Origin of the sequence: Acinetobacter sp. HA (assembly GCF_000264725.1) — a bacterium.
GTDB lineage: Bacteria > Pseudomonadota > Gammaproteobacteria > Pseudomonadales > Moraxellaceae > Acinetobacter > Acinetobacter schindleri.
In genome coordinates, this window is the sequence record NZ_AJXD01000001.1 from 26887 (window position 1) to 48924 (window position 22038).

The 22038-nt window shown below is 41.3% G+C and carries 19 protein-coding genes, 2 tRNA genes and 2 pseudogenes; 12 read left to right on the top strand and 11 right to left on the bottom strand.

Annotation, left to right across the window (positions count from 1 at the left end; translation table 11 throughout):
• Positions 1-8: 8 nt before the first annotated feature.
• The 4 genes from cysN to HADU_RS00115 all read left to right on the top strand — a co-directional run bounded on the left by cysN (position 9) and on the right by HADU_RS00115 (position 3083).
• Positions 9-1622 carry a sulfate adenylyltransferase subunit CysN gene (cysN, locus tag HADU_RS00100; protein ID WP_004893527.1) on the top strand — a complete coding sequence of 538 codons (1614 nt, stop codon included), beginning with the start codon at positions 9-11 and terminating at the stop codon, positions 1620-1622.
• A gap of 144 nt (positions 1623-1766) precedes the next feature.
• Positions 1767-2033: a hypothetical protein gene (locus HADU_RS00105; RefSeq protein WP_008301922.1), complete on the top strand. Its 267-nt coding sequence runs from the start codon at positions 1767-1769 to the stop codon at positions 2031-2033.
• A gap of 241 nt (positions 2034-2274) precedes the next feature.
• A complete protein-coding gene (locus HADU_RS00110) occupies positions 2275-2793 on the top strand; it encodes a PadR family transcriptional regulator (RefSeq protein ID WP_008301924.1) in 519 nt (172 codons plus the stop codon).
• 32 nt (positions 2794-2825) lie between these two features.
• The gene (locus HADU_RS00115) at positions 2826-3083 is read left to right on the top strand and encodes a DUF2798 domain-containing protein (protein WP_008301926.1); all 258 of its coding nucleotides are present in this window, start codon (positions 2826-2828) and stop codon (positions 3081-3083) included.
• Positions 3084-3129: 46 nt separating this feature from the next.
• Here the strand turns inward: HADU_RS00115 and HADU_RS00120 are convergent, their stop codons facing one another.
• Positions 3130-5526 carry a glycerophosphodiester phosphodiesterase gene (locus HADU_RS00120; RefSeq protein WP_008301927.1) on the bottom strand — a complete coding sequence of 799 codons (2397 nt, stop codon included), beginning with the start codon at positions 5524-5526 and terminating at the stop codon, positions 3130-3132.
• 258 nt (positions 5527-5784) lie between these two features.
• Here HADU_RS00120 and HADU_RS00125 point away from each other — a divergent pair, with 258 nt between their 5' ends.
• Together HADU_RS00125 and HADU_RS00130 are read left to right on the top strand one after the other, a co-directional pair.
• Positions 5785-6777 (top strand): NAD(P)H-quinone oxidoreductase, encoded by a 993-nt coding sequence (locus HADU_RS00125; protein ID WP_008301929.1) that lies wholly within the window; start codon positions 5785-5787, stop codon positions 6775-6777.
• Between the two features lie 352 nt (positions 6778-7129).
• Positions 7130-7312 (top strand): hypothetical protein, encoded by a 183-nt coding sequence (locus HADU_RS00130; RefSeq protein ID WP_008301931.1) that lies wholly within the window; start codon positions 7130-7132, stop codon positions 7310-7312.
• Between the two features lie 142 nt (positions 7313-7454).
• Here HADU_RS00130 and HADU_RS00135 read toward each other — a convergent pair.
• Positions 7455-7540 (bottom strand) — tRNA-Leu (locus tag HADU_RS00135).
• A 10-nt stretch (positions 7541-7550) separates the two neighbouring features.
• Positions 7551-7624: transfer RNA gene (locus HADU_RS00140), tRNA-Cys, on the bottom strand.
• 153 nt (positions 7625-7777) lie between these two features.
• Here HADU_RS00140 and folD point away from each other — a divergent pair.
• Together folD and HADU_RS00150 are read left to right on the top strand one after the other, a co-directional pair.
• Entirely contained in the window at positions 7778-8626 is an 849-nt protein-coding gene (folD, locus tag HADU_RS00145) for a bifunctional methylenetetrahydrofolate dehydrogenase/methenyltetrahydrofolate cyclohydrolase FolD (protein WP_008301933.1), read from the top strand.
• A 261-nt stretch (positions 8627-8887) separates the two neighbouring features.
• Positions 8888-9556, top strand: coding sequence for a class I SAM-dependent methyltransferase (locus HADU_RS00150; RefSeq protein WP_004893542.1), 669 nt, complete (start codon positions 8888-8890; stop codon positions 9554-9556).
• Between the two features lie 48 nt (positions 9557-9604).
• Here HADU_RS00150 and HADU_RS00155 read toward each other — a convergent pair whose 3' ends face one another.
• The 3 genes and pseudogenes from HADU_RS00155 to HADU_RS00160 all read right to left on the bottom strand — a co-directional run bounded on the left by HADU_RS00155 (position 9605) and on the right by HADU_RS00160 (position 12561).
• On the bottom strand, positions 9605-10027 hold the full coding sequence (locus HADU_RS00155) for a hypothetical protein (protein WP_008301936.1): 423 nt from the start codon (positions 10025-10027) through the stop codon (positions 9605-9607).
• 198 nt (positions 10028-10225) lie between these two features.
• Positions 10226-10422, bottom strand: a pseudogene (locus tag HADU_RS15750) (alpha-ketoglutarate permease); the annotation flags it as partial.
• 309 nt (positions 10423-10731) lie between these two features.
• Entirely contained in the window at positions 10732-12561 is a 1830-nt protein-coding gene (locus HADU_RS00160; RefSeq protein WP_004893548.1) for a phosphoenolpyruvate carboxykinase (GTP), read from the bottom strand.
• A 1220-nt stretch (positions 12562-13781) separates the two neighbouring features.
• On the opposite strand from HADU_RS00160, the gene groES reads away from it, so the two are divergent.
• Both groES and groL read left to right on the top strand, forming a co-directional pair.
• Positions 13782-14072 (top strand): co-chaperone GroES, encoded by a 291-nt coding sequence (gene groES / locus HADU_RS00165; RefSeq protein WP_004810787.1) that lies wholly within the window; start codon positions 13782-13784, stop codon positions 14070-14072.
• A gap of 71 nt (positions 14073-14143) precedes the next feature.
• A complete protein-coding gene (gene groL, locus HADU_RS00170; protein ID WP_004810785.1) occupies positions 14144-15778 on the top strand; it encodes a chaperonin GroEL in 1635 nt (544 codons plus the stop codon).
• A gap of 75 nt (positions 15779-15853) precedes the next feature.
• Here groL and HADU_RS00175 read toward each other — a convergent pair whose 3' ends face one another.
• On the bottom strand, positions 15854-16336 hold the full coding sequence (locus HADU_RS00175) for a copper resistance protein NlpE (RefSeq protein ID WP_034591921.1): 483 nt from the start codon (positions 16334-16336) through the stop codon (positions 15854-15856).
• A 212-nt stretch (positions 16337-16548) separates the two neighbouring features.
• Between HADU_RS00175 and HADU_RS00180 the strand changes: the two genes are divergently transcribed.
• Positions 16549-17703, top strand: coding sequence for a helix-turn-helix transcriptional regulator (locus tag HADU_RS00180; RefSeq protein WP_008301939.1), 1155 nt, complete (start codon positions 16549-16551; stop codon positions 17701-17703).
• A gap of 46 nt (positions 17704-17749) precedes the next feature.
• On the opposite strand, the gene HADU_RS00185 is transcribed toward HADU_RS00180, so the two are convergent.
• Complete coding sequence (locus HADU_RS00185; protein ID WP_050977181.1) at positions 17750-19105, bottom strand: hypothetical protein; 1356 nt, start codon at positions 19103-19105, stop codon at positions 17750-17752.
• A gap of 191 nt (positions 19106-19296) precedes the next feature.
• Between HADU_RS00185 and HADU_RS00190 the strand changes: the two genes are divergently transcribed.
• Positions 19297-19884 carry a 1-acyl-sn-glycerol-3-phosphate acyltransferase gene (locus HADU_RS00190; RefSeq protein ID WP_004810777.1) on the top strand — a complete coding sequence of 196 codons (588 nt, stop codon included), beginning with the start codon at positions 19297-19299 and terminating at the stop codon, positions 19882-19884.
• Positions 19885-19951: 67 nt separating this feature from the next.
• Here the strand turns inward: HADU_RS00190 and HADU_RS00195 are convergent, their stop codons facing one another.
• The 3 genes and pseudogenes from HADU_RS00195 to HADU_RS00205 all read right to left on the bottom strand — a co-directional run bounded on the left by HADU_RS00195 (position 19952) and on the right by HADU_RS00205 (position 22014).
• Entirely contained in the window at positions 19952-20272 is a 321-nt protein-coding gene (locus tag HADU_RS00195) for a hypothetical protein (RefSeq protein WP_004810776.1), read from the bottom strand.
• Positions 20273-20423: 151 nt separating this feature from the next.
• Positions 20424-21185: a 3-oxoacyl-ACP reductase gene (locus HADU_RS00200; protein ID WP_004810773.1), complete on the bottom strand. Its 762-nt coding sequence runs from the start codon at positions 21183-21185 to the stop codon at positions 20424-20426.
• 92 nt (positions 21186-21277) lie between these two features.
• Positions 21278-22014, bottom strand: a pseudogene (locus HADU_RS00205) (sulfite exporter TauE/SafE family protein).
• Positions 22015-22038 lie beyond the last annotated feature (24 nt).

The following is a 22038-nucleotide window of genomic DNA, read 5'->3' on the forward strand; positions in this document are numbered from 1 at the left end:
TTTGAGCGATGTCTCATCAATCTGAATTAATCAGCCAGGATATCCTGAGCTATTTAAAACAACATGAAAATAAAGACTTACTGCGTTTCTTGACTTGCGGTAACGTTGATGATGGTAAATCTACTTTAATCGGTCGTTTGCTTTACGATTCAAAATTGATTTATGAAGATCAGTTGCAAGCTGTAACACGTGATTCTAAAAAAGTCGGTACGACTGGCGATGCACCTGACTTGGCTTTGCTGGTAGATGGTCTGCAAGCGGAACGTGAGCAGGGGATTACCATTGATGTCGCTTACCGTTATTTCTCTACTGAAAAACGTAAGTTCATCATCGCGGATACTCCGGGACATGAGCAATATACCCGTAACATGGCGACAGGTGCGTCTACTGCAGATCTTGCAATTATCCTGATTGACGCACGTTATGGCGTACAGACTCAGACTCGCCGTCATAGCTTTATTGCCAGCCTGCTGGGTATTAAGAACATTATTGTTGCGATCAACAAAATGGACCTAGTGGAGTTCTCTGAAGCTCGCTTCAACGAGATCAAGGCAGACTATACTAACTTCGTGAACCAGTTAGGTGACCGTACGCCAGCGAATATTATCTTCACACCGATTTCTGCCCTGAATGGCGATAACGTGGTGAACAAGTCTGAAAATACGCCGTGGTATACAGGCCAGACCCTGATGGGTACTCTGGAAACTGTTGAAATTACCCACAGCGCAGATAAGGAAGAATTCCGTTTCCCGGTTCAGTATGTTAACCGTCCTAACCTCGACTTCCGTGGTTTCTGCGGTACTATAGCGCTGGGTGAAGTGGCTGTAGGCGATGAGATTGTTGCTTTACCATCAGGCAAGAAATCTACAGTTAAGGAAATTGTAACTTTTGACGGCAATTTGCAACGTGCATTTGCAGGTCAGGCAGTGACTTTAACCTTGAACGATGAGATTGATATTTCTCGCGGCAATATGCTGGTTAAAGCGGGTGATCAGCCTTTAGCTTCACGTTCGGTTCGTGCTTCTGTGGTATGGATGAATGACCAGCCATTGGTTAAAGGTAAGTTGTATAACGTTAAGCTAGGTACGCAAACGGTTCCTGCAAAAGTTGCAGAGATCAACTACCGTGTAAACGTCAATACACTTGAGAAAACTCAGGTAGAGCAGCTGGATCTGAACGCAATTGCTGATGTTCAAATCGAGTTTGATGCGCCAGTGGTATTCGACCGTTACCGTGAAAGCCGTCATACTGGTTCGTTTATCTTCATTGACCGTTTAAGCAACGTCACTGTTGGTGCGGGCATGATTGAAGATGCAATCGAATGGACTGCACATACCAATCCTGTGACTGCTGAAGATCGTGCTGCACGTTTGGGTCAAAAACCAGCTGCGGTATCTGTATCTGCTAAAGCGCTTGAAAATGCTCAAGCACTTGAAAGCCTGTTAATTCAGCAAGGTGTGGTTGCGATTGCGAAAGTCGGTCTTTCAGCTGATCAAGTTGCGCTGGTTCGTGAAACTGGTGTGGTTGTGGTGACTGAGGTAACTGAAGGTACAGATGTGACTTTTGCTCAGGAATCTGCTGAAGAACTTGCTGAGAAAATTGTGGAATTGGTTCGTCTATAAGACTGGACTGATTTTAGAAAAACCCGCTGAAAAGCGGGTTTTTTATTGCATAAATTTTGTTTGCATGAAAATCGCTCAATTAGTCAAAATGTGATCTTTCAATTTATTAGTTACTAAATACAATTCTCCCTAGATGGGGGATTTATGAAAAAATTATTATTGCTGGCTGGCTTGTGTATGACTTTTGGAGTTGAAGCCAAACAGAGTAGCCAAAGCGTTGAAGCAATCAAGCAGAAGATTATTAAAGAATCAATTGAGAGTTATTCGGGCAATTGCCCATGTCCTTATAATACAGCGAGTAATGGTAGTCGTTGTGGTAAGCGTAGTGCTTATAACCGAGCGGGTGGATATGCGCCACTTTGTTATCCGGAGGATGTAAGTGACCGGATGGTAAGGGAATATAAACGTTAAAATTCTAATGTGTGAGATTATCAATCATCCACATTTAAGCATTCATATAAGGCGGTAACAATACACATTGTGGGTTTTCCATTAATTTTTCAATATTGATCTTAACTAGGAATGAGCCTGTATATTGATGTTCTTCAAAAAACATTTTTTGTCCAATTTCTTTATCTTTAAATCTGACTTTTATCGCTTTGCTTAAGTATGATAAGATATATCTTAATTAATTTTAAGATATATCTTTGCTATGTCTAGAATTCCTAATTCTGTCCTAACAGAAGAACAAGAGAACTCTCCAAAACCTCGCAAACGCCTGTTTGAAGCAGGTGAAATGAAATTGCTGGTGCTGCATTTTATTGCTCAAGCGCCCAAATTTAGCTACGACATTATCAAAGAAGTGGCTGCTTTAGTGGGCGGAAACTACAAGCCGAGCACCGGCACAATCTGCCCAACCATTAATTATCTGGAAGAACAGCAATATACGCAAATGACTATGCGTGCTGATGGGCGCAAGCAGTATCACATTACTGAAAAAGGTCAGGCACATCTCAAAGAACGTCAGCAAACCTTACAAAAGGTACTAGACCGTTTTAATACGCGTAAACAAATTCAATCGAATGAACAATATGTTGATATTAAACATGCGATGGAAAATTTAAAAACCTCACTGCGTTTAAAGATTCAACATAGCAAACTTAATGAAATCCAAATACGTGAAATTGCAGAACAGATTGATCAAGCAGCCATAAACATCACACGTCTGTAATCCGATTCACGATTTAAAAATCAGGTAAAATGATGAAAAAAATAGTTCCCAAATTTCATGCCAAACATTTGAATTGGCTCATGCCCTTGATCCTTTCCGGCATTATGAGTGGTGCAATTTCCTGCTTTAACATGCTGCTGAATAAAGGCTGGAGTGATCAGTTTATTTCATTATGGCTGCATGCCTGGAGCATGTCATGGCTGATGGCATTTCCATTAATTTTGGTGGTGCTGCCCTTAGTACGTCGTACCCTAATGAAATTCGTGGATGTGCCTAAAGGAAATCTTTAAATGAAAACACCCAATTCGTGAATTGGGTGTTTTGCTTATAAAACGATTATTGGATAGTGACAGTTACAGGTTCTGCATACAGGGTGTATGTATAATTTGGAGCGATTGTATAGTCATAACGCGGCATCACATAAGCTGTGCCTTTCTCTACAAATGTTACATTCTGACCATTTTGCGTATATTTAGCCGAGCCAGGCAGAACCAGCATATTTTTAAAGATATAAGAGGATTTACTGCCAACTTGTGTCTGAATCTCACCTGGAATTTCCAGAGCTTGACCTGCTGTAGCATTGAGCTGTTTTGGCGTATTCAGTTTTACCACAAAATTGGATGCATCATGTGCATAATCTGTGGTAAGACCATGTGTTCCTTGGACATACATGCGATTAAAATCATCCTTGTTTAAACGGAATGTCCACGGCCAGAAAGTGACTCCGCGCTGGGAGGCAGCACGCATTAAATTCGCACTCAAGCCGCTAAAAGACGGATTGAAAGTGGATGAATACTGTTGAGTTGCATCCAGAATTCGCCGTGTATTGACCAAATCGCTTTGTGCGGCTGGAGTACTGGTAAGGAAACCGGTTGATACACCTGGAAGCACATTCTTCATTTGTAAAATCTGGTCGCCACTAAAACTGATCACAATAGCTTGATCATAGGCATCATGTTTATCTAGCAGTGCTTTGATCTTTGGTACGATCTCAGGCTTGTAGCTTTTAATTTCAATGAAGTTGGTGACATGTGGATATTTTTTCACCTCAGCCAGCACTTCATCCATGGTAGGAATCTGACGGTTATAGTTCAGTGTTCTGAGCTCACGTACTTCTGCCAGTGTCATATCCTCAATGTTGCGGTTGACACCAGTCGTGCGTAACACAGAGGTATCATGCATAAGAATGACATGATCATCTTTAGTCAGATACACGTCATATTCTACTGCATCAGCACCTACAGTGATCGCTTTGAGAGTCCCCTCCAGTGTGTTTTCATCGTCTTGCGCCGGGATACCGCGATGTCCGGTAATCAGCGGCTTACGCAACAGGGTGTTGGGTGCCATGCGCTGCATAATTTCTTTATATAGGTCAGGATGGTTGCTATAAATTCCATTAACACCTGTAGCTAGAATTTTTGCTGCGTCTAAGACCTGTGCACTGTCACTCTTGGCCCAAGGCGTAATCAATAAACGTTGTAGATGACTAACTGCTTCACGTGTTAGTAATTGTGGTGGCAAGATGACGATTTTGGACAGCGCTACATTGGTATTGTGGGCGATGGTCACGATATCTTTGCTGTTATAACCCAGCCCGGTCTGCTTGGAATAATCCAGAGCTGTTCGGAGCATCGGTAAATCAATACGGGCCTGACGCAGTAAATCTACATTATCGGAAATGAGGGTGATATCAGCCAGATTATAATTTTCTGTCAGTCCTTTCAGTGCCTGAACGGTTGCCGAATTTTGGATAGTGAGTAAAGGTAAAGTTCGACGCTGGGTATCTTTAAGATAATCAGTCAGGTGGCTTACTTTCTGATTGTTGCTTAGTAAATTAAGATCTGCATCAAGCTGATAAGCAACATGGGTAGCCGCGGTCGAGACTGGGCCATTAAGCGGTGCAGCCTGGGCTAAAGTCGGTGCTATTGAAACCGGGAGTTGCTGGTCAATAATGTCAGTGACTTTATTGGATTCAGGCAAGGCATCGAGTTGTTCAGTGACTTTGAGGTGGCTTACTTTCATCAATAAGCCGGCACTAGATAAACCAATGCTGCCTTGAGCCAGGTTATAAGGCAAGGTGCTATCCAATACCAGTTGATCATCCAGATAATGCCGTACACGATTTCCATACACTACAACGCTGGCCTTATGAGTTTTCTGAAGGCCAATATCTTCGCTATGAGCAGATTTCTGTAGCACATTCCAACTATTGGTCGGCATGCGTAAAGATAGTTCCAGACCGCTAGCACTCGTAGTAGCAACCCGCATGGCAAACTGATAATAGGGGGTAAAAGACGGATCAGCGAACTGATCTGCGCCTCGGTAGATGATACTGCCCCAGCGGGCTTCATTGAGTGCTTCTTCAAATGAAAATTCCATATCGATACGGTAATTGCGTAATTGCTGGAATTTCTCTGGCAGATGCAGGGTTGTCATTTGTGTGCTATGAGCACGACCATCGATATACAAGTCGCCATTTTCAAGATATACCTGGCCCGCGTTATTTTTAGGTTGTATCCAGTCGCCAGGAAGAGCCGCCCATTTATCAAAATTCTCATCCAGTAGAACCTCTGGAATGGGAACTTCTTCATCAGGAATATTGGGCTCAGGAGCCGGCTGATCTGGCTGGGTTACCGGTGGCTGTGAGGAGCCTAAATTCTTGTCGTCATCATCAGAACATGCGGTGAGGCCCAAGGACAGCAAAATAGACAGGTAGAGATGAGCAGGTTTCATACTTTTAATATTCTCAAGTCATTTATATTTGAATTTGAGAAATTAAAAGCAGAACATGACATTTATATGGATTTGTCATAAATGAAAATAATTCTTACAGATTAAAATTTCTTTTTTAAAGAATAAGGTGAGATCTCAATGCCATGCATTTTTCTTAATGATGGCCAGGTCTTCGACATAAGTCCGACTTGGCTTTAAAGCTGGAATTATCTATGTTCAAATAGGGTTAGGAAACAGTTAATACATGCGGAATGATCTATGTCACAAAAAACTATGCAACACGTCATCATTACAGAACCGGGTGGAGTGGATAAACTCGCTTATGAAACGGTTGTCATTCCTGAACCGAAGGCCGATGAGGTGCTGGTCAAGGTTCATGCCTTTGGAATTAACCGTCCGGATATTTTGCAGCGTCAGGGCTTGTACCCGATGCCAAAAGGGGTGACGCCTGTTCCAGGTCTGGAAGTAGCCGGTGAAGTGGTTGCAGTTGGAAGTGACGTAAATCAGTTTAAAGTCGGTGACAAGGTGTGTGGCCTGACCAATGGTGGGGGCTATGCAGAATATTGCGTCGTACCTGAAAGCCAAACTTTGAATATTCCTGAAAACGTAAGCTTTGTTCAGGCCGCTGCTATTCCGGAAACCTTCTTTACGGTGTGGGCAAATGTATTCCAGATGGGTAAAGCCAAGGCAGGAGAAACGGTGCTGGTGCATGGTGGAACCAGTGGGATTGGGACTACGGCACTCATGCTATGTAAATCACTGGGTATTAAAACCTTTGCCACAGCAGGTAGTGACGAAAAAATCCAGGCGATTTCACATCTGACCACAGGAATTAATTACAAAACTCAGGACTTTGAGCAGGTAATTAATGAAGCGACAGACAATGCTGGTGTAGATGTGATTCTGGATATGGTTGGTGCGCCCTATCTGGAGAGAAACCTGAATCTGTTACGCCGTGATGGTCGTCTGGTGTATATCGCATTCTTGGGGGGAGCTAAGGCTAAGGAAGTGAAGCTGGGTCAGATTATGATGAAGCGCCTGACGATTACCGGTTCAACCATGCGTGCGCGTAACACAGCGGAAAAAGCTGAAATTGCACAAGGTCTGAAAACGCATGTAGCACCTTTATGGGCAAAAGGTGAATGTTTGCCAATGATTTATAAGACTTTCAAATTTAATCAGATTCAGGATGCACATGCAGCTATGGATACAGGCGAACATATCGGAAAAATTGTGGTAGAAGTGATCTAGTTCACATATTATTAAAATACTTAAAGGAGGGGGCTAATGGCTTCCCTCCCTTTTTTGTGCAAAAAATGACAAGGTATGTCAGTTTTTAGCAATATAATAACAGCTGAAATTTATAGCATTTAAACTTGAAAGAAAACATACTTATTTATGTGAAAATTTTCTCAAAGTCTTTTTTATAAAAATATATAAATAACAAATATTTAGGGTTTTTATTTGGGAGCTGTTTTATTAATTCCGACGAACGGTAGTTATGTTTTTGAACTTTAAGTAAAAAATGGTCAGGTTTTTGCAATCCTTATAGAGACTGTTTATCCAATAGTCACCTTGTTCTCCTTTATCCAAGAGAGTAATAATGATGATGATTGCAAAAGGACCATTTAAAAGGATCCATCAAACTCGAGCACTAACACAAGTGATTCAAGCCAGATTATTTAACCGGGTTACGACACAGCAGGCTAAAATTTTCTATTTGGCATTATTAAATCTTGAAAGTTATATGACCAAATTGTCTAAGCCTAAACGCAAACGTCGTTAAGCCGATTCAAGCTATCTTACCCTCGCAGAAGGCAAATCTATTTTATTGATTTCGGCTGTAAATAGATTTCACTAAATTTCAGGCATAAAAAAACCAGCTTTCGCTGGATTCTTTATTTGCACCATCTTCAGTAGTAGAAGAATGGTGCCCGAGGCCAGACTCGAACTGGCACGCTTTGTGGGCGGGGGATTTTAAATCCCCTGTGTCTACCGATTTCACCACTCGGGCTTTAACAAGATGGAGGCGGAGGTCGGAATCGAACCGGCGTCCACGGAGTTGCAGTCCGCTGCATGACCACTCTGCCACCCCGCCGCGTCTTGTTGATGCGTATATTATCAAGCTCTGAAAAAAAAACAATAGTGTATTCATTCATATGCGCATAAAAGCAGCATATGGCGGAAAATATTAAGAATTATCATGTAGAATGTGCAAAATTGATTCATATCAACACTTGGGAGAAGTGCCGTGGCATTAGTTCTAGACGGTCGTGCATTGGCGAAGCAAATTGAAGCTGACTTGTTAACTCGCGTGGAAGCGCTGAAAGCAAAATCAGGTCGTACTCCAATTCTTGCGACTATTTTGGTAGGTGACGATGGTGCATCTGCAACTTATGTTCGTATGAAAGGCAATGCTTGCCGTCGTGTCGGTATGGATTCATTGAAAGTTGAGCTTCCAAAAGAAACCACAACTGAACAACTTCTTGCAGAAATTGAAAAACTCAATGCCAATCCAGATGTTCACGGTATTTTGTTACAACACCCAGTGCCTGCGCAAATTGATGAGCGTGCTTGTTTCGATGCAATCTCGCTTGAAAAAGACGTTGATGGCGTAACTTGCCTTGGCTATGGCCGTATGGCGATGGGTGAAGCGGCATATGGTTCTGCAACACCTGCTGGCATCATGACCATTCTGAAAGAAAACAATATTGAAATTGCAGGTAAACATGCTGTTGTTGTCGGCCGTTCTGCAATTCTGGGCAAACCAATGGCAGCGATGCTGCTTGAAGCGAATGCCACTGTGACGATTTGCCATTCACGTACTCAAAACCTGCCAGCATTTGTGAAACAAGCGGATATCATTGTTGGTGCGGTAGGTAAAGCTGAACTGATTCAAAAAGACTGGATCAAACCAGGTGCAGTAGTGGTTGATGCTGGCTTCCATCCACGTGATGGCGGTGGTGTAGGGGATATCCAGTTAGTTGGTATCGAAGAAATTGCTTCTGCTTACACGCCAGTTCCAGGTGGTGTAGGCCCTATGACCATTACCACTTTGATTCGTCAAACGGTTGAAGCTGCTGAGAAAGCTTTAGGTTAATTGAGATTAAAAGTAGTTGCGGTGGAGTCTTACCATTGTGACTACAGATTTAAGAAGCTCGATCGTTACTTTTGTTTCGGCAAAAGTAACCAAAACCATTTGTCATTCGCAGAACTCGTCTTATTCCTTTAGCGATGAATAAGTCGCAGAAACAGAGCGAATCAAATTTTAGGTGGCCTCGGACAGCTGCGAATGACATGGTCATGTATTCTGGTTAATTTATAAATTCCAATAAAAGATTTTTTGCACCAAGGCTTTTATATGAGCTGTACTTTCCAATTTCCTAAAGCTCCTGAGCATCTTCTACAAGCCTTGCATGATGTGATTCCACATTGTGAACTGCATGCACAGCAATTGCCGGATACACCTATTTCACTTTGGCTAATTCCGCCAGTATTTCCAACTGATAAGCTGGATGATGAAGTCATCCGTCGTATCTGGAATGATACGCCGTATTGGATCTTTTGCTGGGCATCTGGTCTTGCGATGGCGCAGTGGCTGCTGGCAGAACCACATCATGTAAAAGATAAAGTCGTGTTGGATTTTGGTACAGGTTCAGGTGTCGTTGCAATTGCAGCAAAAATGGCAGGTGCTAAGCGTGTGATTTGCTGTGACATCGATCAAGTGAGTTTAGATGCATGTCATGCCAATGCTGAGTTGAATGGTGTTGAGCTTGAATACTTGAATGATCTGTATAAGGCAGAACAGGTGGATATCCTGTTAGCCGCCGACGTACTTTATGACCAATGCAACCGTTTCTTTCTGGATGAGTTTTTAAAATTTGCGCCTGAAGTGTGGGTTGCAGACAGTCGCGTGAAAAACTTTAGTCATCCCCAATACGAAAAACTGGATGAGCGTAGTGCTACGACTTGGCCGGATCTGGATGAATCTCCAGAATTCAGAAACGTCAGTTTCTATAAGACACTTTGAATCGGAAAATAAAAAAAGGGCATTAAGCCCTTTCTTATATTTCAAAGATTAAGAACAGGTAAATTGAATCACGCGTAATGTGCTTGGGCGGGCATTCAGGGCATCACGCGCGCCTGGATTTTCAGTATTGTACAGGTCAGGTGTGTTGCTTAAGCTGATTTGAGTACGGCTATTGCCGAGCTGGCGACCATACTGTTCATCTGGTAATGCAGTATTACTAATCTCATTACTGCTGAGTACGCTTACATTCCAGTTTTTAGAAGTACCAAGTGCCTGTCTGCAAGCAGCCTGCAATTTTCCTTCATCCTGACTGGTACGACCAGAAAGTGTATAGCGCAATGTTGCAGTATTTGCACTTTGCTCAATGACTTCGTAACCAGATTGACCGTTATAAGGTTGAGGTGTGCTTTGGCAGGCAGTAAGCACCAAAGTGCCGAAACCCAAACCTAGTAGAAAAACTGTTTTTTTCATCATGATGATTTCCCATTTTTTTATACAGCAAGTATGCCATAGCATTGAAAAGACAAAATGGCAGTAAACTTAAAAATCCAATAAAAAAGCTTTCTGAATGTTTCCACTCAGAAAGCTTAAACAGCTCAAGCATTAATTAGTCATCAGTAATCATGCTGTATTTTTTAGTGTCTTTCATGAAGATATAAGTCAGCAATATGCATAAATTCCCATAATCCATGCGCCAATCGGCGCATTAAAAAAACTAAGGTAAAACAGCAACAGCTTTACGGTGTCATCGTCCTTAGGGGAAACTTACGAAGCAAAATATAAAGTAAAGGCTGCATAAACATACCAGTCGTGCATTCGACCAGGTTTCCTGTGAAACCACCGAGAATAGAGTTGACACATGTTTTATCGAAGTAAAGTTAAATAATTACAGTGTCTTATGCTGATGTGGTTTTTAATTTTTTATAGAACTTGAGTCTTAATAAAACAAGAGAGATAGTTTTGATAATTCAAAACATTAAATTATTTAATTTTATATTAAATTATTGATTTTTAATATAATTTTTATTGATCAAATGTTGTTCTTGAATAATTTAAGAGGTATTAGAGAGATCTAATAACTACAGAAATTGGAAAAATGAAAGTACTTAAATTTAATGAATAACCAGCAATAAAAAAAGGCCGCTTATGCGACCTTTTTTAAATTAAACCAGCAATTATGCAGATTTAACAGCTTCCAGTAATTCAGCTTGGCGTTTTTTCAACGCTTCTGGCATACGGTCACCTAGTTTTTCGAACAATTCAGTATGGCTTTCAAGTTCTTTGATCCATTGATCTTTATCTTGAGAAGTTACAAGGTCAAACTGCTCTTTAGAGAAGTCGGTACCAGTCCAGTTCAACTGTTCGTAAGTTGGAACACGGCCAATTGGAGTGTCAACAGCAGTTGCACGACCTTCACAACGATCGATGATCCACTCAAGAACACGCATGTTTTGACCGAAACCAGGCCATACGAAGTTGCCTTCAGCATCACGACGGAACCAGTTCACGTTGTAGATACCTGGAAGCTTGTTACCAGCAGCAGCAGCTTTCTCGCCAACTTTCTCACCCATTTCTAACCAGTGAGTGAAGTAGTCAGCCATGTTGTAGCCAGCAAATGGAAGCATGGCGAATGGATCACGACGAACAATACCTTGTTGACCAACAGCAGCAGCAGTAGTTTCAGAGCCCATAGTTGCAGCTTTATAAACACCGTCTACCCAGTCAAATGCTTCTGAGATTAGAGGCACTGTGTCCGCACGGCGACCACCGAAGATGAACGCAGAAATTGGAACGCCTGCTGGATTTTCCCAGTCAGCGTCGATAGAAGGGCATTGACCCGCAGCAACGGTGAAGCGAGCATTCGGGTGAGCTGCTTTTTCTTCGCCAGTGTGTGGTTGACCTTTCCAGTTAGTCAGGTTTGCAGGCGCTTCTTTAGTCAGACCTTCCCACCATACTTCGCCGTTGTCAGTCACAGCAACGTTTGTATAGATCACGTCTTTATGAAGTGTCGCCATACAGTTCGGGTTAGTTTTGGTATTTGTACCAGGCGCTACACCGAAGAAACCAGCTTCAGGGTTAATTGCATATAGACGACCGTCTTCACCTGGTTTGATCCAGGCAATATCGTCACCTACAGTTTCAATCTTCCAGCCTTCGTAGCCCGCTGGTGGAATCAGCATCGCGAAGTTTGTTTTACCACACGCAGAAGGGAATGCAGCTGCGATGTAATGTTTTTCGCCTTGTGGATTCGTCACGCCAAGGATCAGCATGTGTTCAGCTAACCAACCTTGTTGACGACCCATGTAAGATGCAATACGTAAAGCTAGACATTTTTTACCTAGCAATGCGTTACCGCCGTAACCGGAACCGTAAGACCAGATTTCACGCGTTTCTGGATAATGTACGATCCATTTGTCTGGGTTACATGGCCAAGCAACGTCTTTTTGACCTTCTTCCAATGGTGCACCAACAGTGTGTACACATGGAACGAATTCGCCGTCAGTACCTAAAACGTCATAAACCGCTTTACCCATACGCGCCATTTTAGACATGCTAACAGCAACATAAGGAGAGTCAGTCAGTTCGATACCGATGTGTGCAATATGAGAACCTAAAGGACCCATAGAGAAAGGAACAACGTACAAAGTACGACCTTTCATTGAACCGTCAAATAAGCCATTTAGGCGGGCACGCATTTCAGCTGGAGCTTCCCAGTTATTTGTCGCGCCAGCGTCTTCTTTGTTTTCTGAACAGATATAAGTACGACCTTCAACACGAGCAACGTCAGAAGGATCAGAATTTGCAAGGTAAGAACCTGGATGAGTTTCCTGGTTAAGCGCTTGCATTGTGCCGTTAGCGATCATCAAGTCGATATAACGTTGATACTCTTCTGCGCTACCGTCACACCATTCAATTTTTGCTGGTTTTGTTAATTTAGCAATCTCTTCCACCCAAGCAATAAGCTTAGGGTGACGAACGAATTCTGGTGCGTTCACTTGGGTCATGGTGAGGCCTATCTCAAAAGTGTACAAAACTATGTACAAAGTATAGTCTGGGTGATGAAAACATCGCCCAGATGAAATATGAAAAAAAAGTGGCTGTATTAAAGCATAAAATGACAAAAAAAATAAGACCAAAGCAGGGTTAGAGTTAAATTGTCACATAATGCAATATTTTAAATAAGTATTTAAAAAACAGTAGTATATAAAATAACATTGCAGAGTAATCTTGTATTTATTTTAATTATGGTTAATATTTTTAATAAATATAATTATAAAAAACATTTACTTATTATTTTTCTAGGAATGACTCTTATCATTGATTAAATAAATGAGGGTAATTTGAATTTTGCATAGTACTGAATGACATCTGTTTAGCATTTAGACAGTTTGCCAGAAAAATAATCAATGCTGATGATTTTCCGAACTATTATAAACCATATATATCTAATTTCTATCACATAAAAGGCTGTGGTTATAGAATGTTGGAGTCATTTCTATTTAAGATCATGATTGAACTTTGCTATATAGCTTATTGTGATTTTAAATTTTTGATTTTAAAAATAAAATTTATAATTTCTGCTTTCTTAAAGCGCCTAAGAAAAACCACTTTAAGATTAATTTTTAATTGGTTAGTAACTTACGATTGGTAGGTATTAGAAAGTCAACCTTGATCTTTTAGGCTTAGCTCTATGAAGCCAATAACAGTATTCTCCAGGTAAGTATCTTCAACGAATGTGGGCATAGAAATGATCATCCTGTACAAGGCTGAAGCACTATATAAATAGTATTCATTATGTGGAAAAAATTATCTATATAACTAGGTCATTCCAAGAAATAGCTTTATATAGAAGATGAGTTTAAGGTGTTTGCACTGCTTATTTTAAATTATTTATCAGATAGGAAAGAGGAGTAGCGCTGTATCTACTGACTGTTCAAATATAAGCACTATTATACTTCACCACGTTCTTAAAGAAGCTTATAGAAAGATGAAAAATTCTGAAAACTGAAGGCTATGCTCTAATTTCAGACTGGCCTTGAAGAAAAAAGCAGCAAAAGTATATGCACATGATAAAAAAATAAAAAAAATGAATTTTTTTTCAGTTTTACCCTTGAAGCGATTTATTCCATCTCCATAAAAGTGACATCTAAAAGTTTTGATGACGACCAGGGAATAACTAAGTCGTCATCAGTAATCAAAAAGACTTAGTCTGATGGAGTTAAAAATGAGCAACATTCGTCCATTACATGACCGCGTTGTTATTCGTCGTGTTGAAGAAGAAACTAAAACAGCTGGCGGTATTTTACTTCCAGGTTCTGCAGCAGAAAAACCAGCGCAAGGGGAAATTATTGCAGTTGGTAATGGTCAAATCACTGACAATGGCGTACGCGCGTTAGACGTTAAAGTTGGCGACAAAGTATTGTTCGGCACTTATGCAGGTACAACTGTAAAAGTAGACGGGGAAGAACTACTTATCATGAAAGAATCTGACATTTTAGCGGTTCTTGAAGGTTAATCTTCGCTAAAACAGTCTTACATATTCCATATCAGATTTTGTAAAGCTATTAAAAATACTCGGAGTCAAATATGTCAGCTAAAGACGTAAAATTTGGTGATTCAGCTCGTGCGAAAATGATCGCTGGTGTGAACATCCTTGCAGATGCTGTAAAAGTTACCCTTGGTCCTAAAGGCCGTAACGTTGTCATCGACCGTTCTTTCGGTGCACCACATATCACTAAAGATGGTGTAACTGTGGCGAAAGAAATTACTTTAAAAGACAAGTTCGAGAACATGGGTGCTCAACTTGTTCGCGAAGTATCTTCAAAAACCAATGACATCGCTGGTGACGGTACCACAACTGCGACTGTTCTTGCTCAAGCAATCTTAAATGAAGGTATCAAGTCAGTAACTGCGGGTATGAACCCAATGGATCTGAAACGTGGTATCGATATTGCAGTGAAAACTTTAGTTGCTGAAATCAAGGCGACTGCTCAGCCTGCTTCTGATTCTAAAGCAATTGAGCAAGTAGGTTCGATCTCTGCTAACTCTGACACTACTGTTGGTAAACTGATTGCGCAAGCAATGGAAAAAGTAGGTAAAGAGGGTGTGATCACTGTTGAAGAGGGTTCAGGCTTCGAAGATGCACTTGACGTTGTAGAGGGTATGCAGTTTGATCGTGGTTATATCTCTCCATACTTCGCAAACAAACAAGACACGCTAACTGCTGAACTTGAAAATCCATACATCCTATTGGTTGACAAGAAAATCAGTAACATCCGTGAATTGATCACTGTACTGGAAGCAGTTGCGAAAACTGGTAAACCACTTCTGATCATTGCTGAAGATGTTGAAGGCGAAGCGCTTGCAACTCTGGTTGTCAACAATATGCGCGGTATCATTAAAGTATGTGCTGTTAAAGCACCTGGCTTCGGTGACCGTCGTAAAGCAATGCTGCAGGACATCGCGATCCTGACTGGCGGTACTGTGATTTCTGAAGAAATCGGTATGCAGTTAGACCAAACGACTCTTGAACACTTGGGTACTGCGCACAAAGTAACAGTTTCTAAAGAAAACACAGTGATTGTGGATGGTGCTGGTAATGCAGCTCAGATCTCTGACCGTGTTCAACAGATCCGTGCGCAAATCGAAGAATCTACTTCTGAATACGACAAAGAAAAACTTCAAGAACGCGTAGCTAAATTGGCTGGCGGTGTTGCTGTTATCAAAATCGGTGCTGCAACTGAAGTTGAAATGAAAGAGAAGAAAGACCGTGTAGACGATGCACTTCACGCAACTCGCGCAGCGGTTGAAGAAGGTGTTGTTGCGGGTGGTGGTGTTGCACTGGTACGTGCTGCAGCTGCACTTGACGGTGTGAAGGGTGCAAATGATGACCAGAACGTAGGTATCAGCATTCTTCGTCGTGCAATTGAAGCGCCACTTCGTCAAATCGTATCTAATGCTGGTGATGAGCCTTCAGTTGTGATTAATGCAGTGAAAAATGGCCAAGGTAACTTTGGTTACAACGCTGCAACTGGCGAATACGGCGATATGCTTGAAATGGGTATTCTTGATCCAGCAAAAGTAACACGTTCTGCGCTTGAGCATGCTGCTTCTGTTGCTGCATTAATGTTGACAACTGAATGTATGATCACTGATATCCCAGAAGACAAACCTGCTATGCCTGATATGGGCGGTATGGGTGGTATGGGCGGCATGATGTAATTCATCAACCGGTCATTGATCTAAAAAATCCCCGCATTTGCGGGGATTTTTTTCATTCAGGTTAGCTTAAAAATATTAATGTTTGATTAATCTGTAATTCAGATTGCTGTTAATTTTCTCGCCAGTTTGAATATCTCGAGCTTCTAAGAAATTTTCACCGTCAAAGAATTTACGATTTTCACCTTTTTCATCCAGTGTAATAATTGAAGTCATTTTAGGGTCAAAGCTAAAACTTCCTTTGGTTTTGGTTTCTGTGCTTTTGGTATCGGAAACATACTCTTCTTTCAACTCATAAGTTTTGTCAGGATGAAGTTCTAACTCAACTTTAATGGCTTCACAATCCGCACATGGGAAAGTTCCTTCGTATTCGCCCGCCCAGTCAAGAGAAGTTTCTGCAGTATCGCCTGCAGGTAAGCTGCGTGATGTCGCTGGCGTATTCATCTGAGCAGAATTTTCTGAATCCATATTTTCATTGCTAGAGGGTTCTTGGGTTTTAGAACAGGCACTTAAACCTAGCGTGATTGTGGTCATTGCGACGATAAGGAGAGACTTTTTCATTTTTATGCCCGTTTTGCATTTGCTAATATTCAACATAAAAATTTAAAAATCATAAGGGTAGTACAACTTTGTAAATGATGTATTGATTAAGTGAAATTCACTCTGCACGTGTGATGAGGTAAAGGAATTGCTAAAATAATAAAAAATAAAATCACTATCATCTCAAATAAATAGTGCTTTCACAGGTTTAAAAAATAATAATGAGGGCAATGATGGATTTGGATAAAGAAAATAACATTATTGCGCATATCTATGATGCAGCACTGGATCCTCAGTTATGGACTCAGGTTATGCATGAGTTAGTGGAATACACACAAAGTAAGACAGCCATCTTTACTGCGATGGATCAGCTCAACCCAGCTTACAACTTTGTCCATACCTATAATATTCCTTATGAAGGTCTAGCAGCTTATCGGGATGAACGTATTCAAGTCATTGATATGAAGCTGCACCTGCCGCTATGGAATGAGATTGCAGTGGGAGAGGCTTTACAGATCAATTGTCAGCATTATCCCTCCATGAAAGGCTCGGAAGAGCATATCTTTTATGAAAAATGTTTAAAGCCTACCGGTATTTTACATCTTGCAGGTGTATTGCTGGATCGCGGTGATTTTAGTTGGGCAGTACTGGGAATTCACCGGGCACCTGAGGCCATCCCTTATGGTAAAGAGCAACTGGATTTTCTGAAGCGTATCAGTATTCATTTAAGGCGAGCGCTACAGATTTATCGTCAGTTCAGTTTAGTTATTCAGGATAAGTACAATGCTTATCAGGCCATGAATGCTCTAAAGGTCGGGATTGTATTATTACTTGAGAATTTCGAGATAAAGTTTGCCAATATTGAAGCAAAAAAAATGCTGAGGCAGAATCAGGAAATTGAAATAGATCAGTACAATCATCTGAAGCTTAATAGAGCCTATCATCTGCAATTAGAACAACTTATCAGAGGGTCTTTACAGCAGGGGAGTGGGGGAATAAGTAAAATCGGTGGAGTAATGACTGTAGAGGATGCAACAGGTCATTGCATCATGCTGACGATCGTACCTTGGTCGAAACAGTCAATGACACCTATTGAAGAATCGAGACGATATCAAGTTGCAATATTTTTGACGGATCGAAATCAATATCACATCTTGTCACAAAGTTATTTAAGGCAGCATTATCAGCTGACATGTCGGGAGATCGCATTATGTGAATACCTGATCAATGGTTATAAACCTGAAGAGATTGCTGAACAGATGCAACTCAGTATTCAAACCATTAGAACTTATATGAAAAAGATTTATGAAAAGCTAGAAGTGAATAGCCAGATTGAGCTGATACATAAGTTAATGAACTGTACGTTACAGTTTCAGCATATTGCATAAAAAGCCAGGTTAATTACCTGGCTTTTTAAAGTTATACCAAGAGATATTACGTTGTTGGCTGTGGCTGTGGCTGTGGCTGTGGCTGTGGCTCAGGAGCGGGTTCTGGATCACGCTGGAAATCAGCCCGAGTGAAAGTGATAGCAGGTTCACCTGTTGGGGTTAATGTCATGGTAGTTGCATTAACTGTATAGGTTCCAAGAACGAATGGAGAGTTTTGACCATCATATAGACCACAACTTTCATTTGTATCGAACAAGTTATCGGTGACTGTGAGGGTGTTGTTCGAAGTAGTATATTGACCATATTCAATACCCTCTGGGCCACAATCCTCTCCTCCTGTAGTATCAATCAGGAAGTAGTAGCCGTCGTTCAAGAATACCAGTACATGAGTATCATCCAGCTCCCACGTACCTACGAGGCCATTGGTTGAATTTTCTACTCGTGTAAGGGTAGAGGTATCATCTTCATCCAAACCAGTTTCAGTAAGAACTAAGTTTGTACCGTCAAAAGTTAGGGTATAACCTTCGTCACCTTCTGAATCTGAAAGCCCCCATGATCCATTGGTGTCACCATTTTCATCAATCACAGGTGTGATAACACCACCTTTCCAGTTCCACTGAAGATTCCCAAGTTCATAACCTGGTTCTCCATCATCATCTGCATTATCAGCTTCGCCCAGTTTGTAACTACCATCGGTATAAACCACTAGAATGACTTTGTCCGATTTATCTGCAGAGCCTAATTGCCATGTGCCAGCAATATCTTTATAGAAAGCTTCTTGAATATTAGCTGCAGCTTCATCAGGAGTAACTGGAGTTACGTCGCTAAGCTGTAATTGGTCTTGAATAAGGGTTGTTATACTGTTATCAGAATCCTCTAGTGCTGTCTCGAATGTAGTTGCAGAGGTGAAAGCTGTGTTAATTCGATTAATGACATCTTGAGTAATTTGAATACCATTATCATGAGCATTATAATCTGCGGGAGCACCTGTTGGCGGTGTAATATAATCTGCATCAATCGATTGCAGGAAGATTGTTAAAGCTTCTTCTAATTCTTCATCTTCATTTCCAGGGATGTCCGGATCATTCTCATAAAGATCTGTCGGAGTAATCCGTGCTTGAGCTGGAACTCCATCCTGTTCACCTAGCTGAAGGTTTCCGATAAAGAATCTAATTGTATCACCTGTATTATAATTAAATTTACCTTCCGCATTGGTAGAGCCTTTTACACCACTTGATGTTTCATAGCGGACGTTTTCAATTGGGCCATCAGTCAAGATACCTTGCTGTGTTCCAGGTGGGTTGCCACCATTTCCTGGTGAGTGATGGTCATCGTCATCATCATTACATGCGGTTAATGCAAGGGTGGAAAGCATTACTGCGAGTATAGTTTTTTTCATCATTGACCCCATGGGTGGTTTATAATTGTCCACCTGAGTCTAGGGAAGCCAATGATTAAGGAATATCCCAATATTGGGAGGTTAATTGTATAAAAAGTGCATCAAATAATGTATTTACAATCGATTACAAAGCGAATTAAACTCTAATATTGGTACACTATCACATAATTTTTTATTTATTTTGCGATTGAACTGTGTTTAAGAATTTAGCTGAAAAAGCACTTAAATTGATGGGCTGGGAAACAGATAATCACTGGCCTGAAAACCTGAGCCAATGTGTCATGATTGCCGCACCGCATACCAGTAATTGGGATGCATTATATGCACGGCTAGCGCTGAAGGCATTAGGTGTCAATGTACGTCTTACCATTAAAGACAGCTACATGCAGTTCCCATTGGGTCCTTTTGTACGTGCGATGGGGGGAATCGGAATTGATCGCCGTCCCAAGCAGGCAGGTGAGCCGCGTCCAAGTATGGTTCAGGTGATGACAGACCTGTTTAAGCAGCATCCTGAACTGGTCATGTTGGTTACACCTGAAGGAACACGTGCCCGTCAGGAGCAATGGAAAACCGGTTTTTATTATGTTGCGGTAAATGCTGGCGTCCCGATTGCACTGGCTTATATGGATTATGAACAAAAGAAGGCGGGTGTAGGAAAAATCATTCATCCCACAGGGGATTTTGAGGAAGATATGGCTGAGATCATGGATTTCTATGCAGGCATCCAGGCCAAATTTCCTAAAGAATTTAGTGTAGATCAGCGATATTACAAAGCGAGTTAAAATGAAAAAACAGGAGAATACTCCTGTTTTTTTAGCATTAAGATTTTATTTCATATTGCCTTAAAGATCAGAATGCTTCTTTGGCTGGAATGCCCCCCAGATTTTGACAGGCCGATTTGTATAGTTCATATTGCTGATTCACGATTTCAGAGAGCGAGATTTCAAAAGATTCCTCGCCATTTTTATACTGTTCTATATAAGCCTCTGCTTTGCTTTTTGAGCTATACAGAGAATGCTCATAATATTGAGTCACACTATTATGCTGCATTTGTGAAGGTTCAATACCCTTACAATGGAAGAGTTTTAAAATGTGTTCGGCTTTTTGGGCATCATGTGACATACAAGCTGTCAGTAGCAGAGTCAGGCTCAATACTGCTAAGGCTTTCATAGGGAGAAGTCAAACGGTTTTGAAAGGTTTCGATATTTTAAAAGGTATTTCGAGTTTCAAAACCGTTTTTTTTGAACAGTTGGTTAAAATATGAGGCATCGTACAATCGGATTCAGTATTGAACGATTCTATGATCATGTATCAAGGTTGATTAACCTTTGACTAAGCCTCCATCTACAATCAGGTTTTGCCCCGTGACAGCGCGTGAATAAGGAGACAAGAACATCAAGATTGCCGACGCGAATTCTTCAGGGGTAATGACACGGCGTAATGGCGTTGACTGAGCAATCAGATCAAACACAAAATCAGGTGTGGCTTTGCTGGCATCTGTGGTTTGTAATAGGCCGCCTGAAAGCATATTTACATTAATTCCATATTGACCAAGATCCTGCGCAGTAGTACGGGTAAATGCCAGTAGCGCGGCTTTAGCAGTCGTATAGTCATGATAAGGCACCACCGGATTTTGAACCAGATTGGTACCGATATTCACAATCCGGCCAAAATGTGCCTGTTTCATATCTTCTAGCGCCGCCTGAGTCGTATTGAGGCAAGCCTGAACAGCACCACTGAATTGATGCGACATCATCTCCCAAGACAAATCTTCTACCTTGGGACGATTATCACCATTAAATTCAAACTGTACCAAGGCATTGTTCACAACCGAATGAATGCCTTCACCAAAATGTGCTTTGCTTGCGGTAAACAGGGCTTTGACCTGATCTACTTGAGTAACGTCTGCCTGATAGGTAAATACCTGATCGGGATACTGCTTCTGTAAAGCTTCAGCCTGCGTTTTACTACTAAGATAGTTCACCACTATACGTGCACCTTCTTCAATCAGAAGCTGGCTAATTGCCAGGCCAAGTCCACGTGCACCGCCAGTCACAAGTACAATTTGATCACGAATTTGCATAGCTCATTTCTACAGAAAAATCATTCAAGTTACCTTAGCAGTAAACTGGCTGAAAGCAAAGTAGGACAAGGCTTTGGCCTTTTTGGAACAGTTTAATGGATCAACTCTTTAAGCAGCAGGAAACATCCTGAACTGAAGAGTAGTCCAAGAACAATTTGCTTAAAGTGCAGTTCTGAAATGTGATGGAATAATCGTGTACCCAAAATAGCAGGAATACTGACTGCAAGAATCAGTAAAGCCATATAGGGCAAGTGACTCTGATTTAAATTGCCCTGATATAGATAGGCTGCCAAGGTAAACATCTGAATGGCGAAATTAAAATGACGTAAAATATAGCGCTGCTGATCTTTGGGGAGCTGTTTGAGCATTAACCAGGCAGAAGGTACGGAACCACAAAATCCCCCCAAGCCACCTAAAATGCCACCTACCAAACCGATACTGGCATCTGCAGCTTTGCCTGAATGTCGAATTAGTCGGATCTGAGGATTCAACAACATGAGTGGACACCAGATAACGAGGAACATACCCAGTAAGATACGGAAAGTATGTGCCTCAATGATATTCAGTAACCAGGTGCCGAGCGGGACGCCGATCAGTCCGGCAATTAAATACGGTAAGTAAAGTGCTTTATACAAATGAACATGCTTTTTTTCATTCGATAATGAAATGACATGGCTCCAAATCGAAGCAAACACAAGGAGGGGGCAGCAACTTGAGGACTGAGTACCCATACCCAAAATGACATGGCAATTAAAGCGAAGGCAAAACCGGTAAGACCTTGTACAAATCCTGCGATCATTGCGCCTAAAATAAATAACAGCCAAGTCATTCTGATCAGTCAGTAAATAAAGCC

Excerpts from the sequence above, each read along its gene's own strand:
- cysN (WP_004893527.1), top strand. The coding sequence starts at position 9 with ATGTCTCATCAATCTGAATTAATCAGCCAGGATATCCTGAGCTATTTA.
- HADU_RS00105 (WP_008301922.1), top strand. The coding sequence starts at position 1,767 with ATGAAAAAATTATTATTGCTGGCTGGCTTGTGTATGACTTTTGGAGTT.
- HADU_RS00110 (WP_008301924.1), top strand. The coding sequence starts at position 2,275 with ATGTCTAGAATTCCTAATTCTGTCCTAACAGAAGAACAAGAGAACTCT.
- HADU_RS00115 (WP_008301926.1), top strand. The coding sequence starts at position 2,826 with ATGAAAAAAATAGTTCCCAAATTTCATGCCAAACATTTGAATTGGCTC.
- HADU_RS00120 (WP_008301927.1), bottom strand. The coding sequence starts at position 5,526 with ATGAAACCTGCTCATCTCTACCTGTCTATTTTGCTGTCCTTGGGCCTC.
- HADU_RS00125 (WP_008301929.1), top strand. The coding sequence starts at position 5,785 with ATGTCACAAAAAACTATGCAACACGTCATCATTACAGAACCGGGTGGA.
- HADU_RS00130 (WP_008301931.1), top strand. The coding sequence starts at position 7,130 with ATGATGATGATTGCAAAAGGACCATTTAAAAGGATCCATCAAACTCGA.
- HADU_RS00150 (WP_004893542.1), top strand. The coding sequence starts at position 8,888 with ATGAGCTGTACTTTCCAATTTCCTAAAGCTCCTGAGCATCTTCTACAA.
- HADU_RS00155 (WP_008301936.1), bottom strand. The coding sequence starts at position 10,027 with ATGAAAAAAACAGTTTTTCTACTAGGTTTGGGTTTCGGCACTTTGGTG.
- HADU_RS00160 (WP_004893548.1), bottom strand. The coding sequence starts at position 12,561 with ATGACCCAAGTGAACGCACCAGAATTCGTTCGTCACCCTAAGCTTATT.
- groES (WP_004810787.1), top strand. The coding sequence starts at position 13,782 with ATGAGCAACATTCGTCCATTACATGACCGCGTTGTTATTCGTCGTGTT.
- groL (WP_004810785.1), top strand. The coding sequence starts at position 14,144 with ATGTCAGCTAAAGACGTAAAATTTGGTGATTCAGCTCGTGCGAAAATG.
- HADU_RS00175 (WP_034591921.1), bottom strand. The coding sequence starts at position 16,336 with ATGAAAAAGTCTCTCCTTATCGTCGCAATGACCACAATCACGCTAGGT.
- HADU_RS00180 (WP_008301939.1), top strand. The coding sequence starts at position 16,549 with ATGGATTTGGATAAAGAAAATAACATTATTGCGCATATCTATGATGCA.
- HADU_RS00185 (WP_050977181.1), bottom strand. The coding sequence starts at position 19,105 with ATGATGAAAAAAACTATACTCGCAGTAATGCTTTCCACCCTTGCATTA.
- HADU_RS00195 (WP_004810776.1), bottom strand. The coding sequence starts at position 20,272 with ATGAAAGCCTTAGCAGTATTGAGCCTGACTCTGCTACTGACAGCTTGT.
- HADU_RS00200 (WP_004810773.1), bottom strand. The coding sequence starts at position 21,185 with ATGCAAATTCGTGATCAAATTGTACTTGTGACTGGCGGTGCACGTGGA.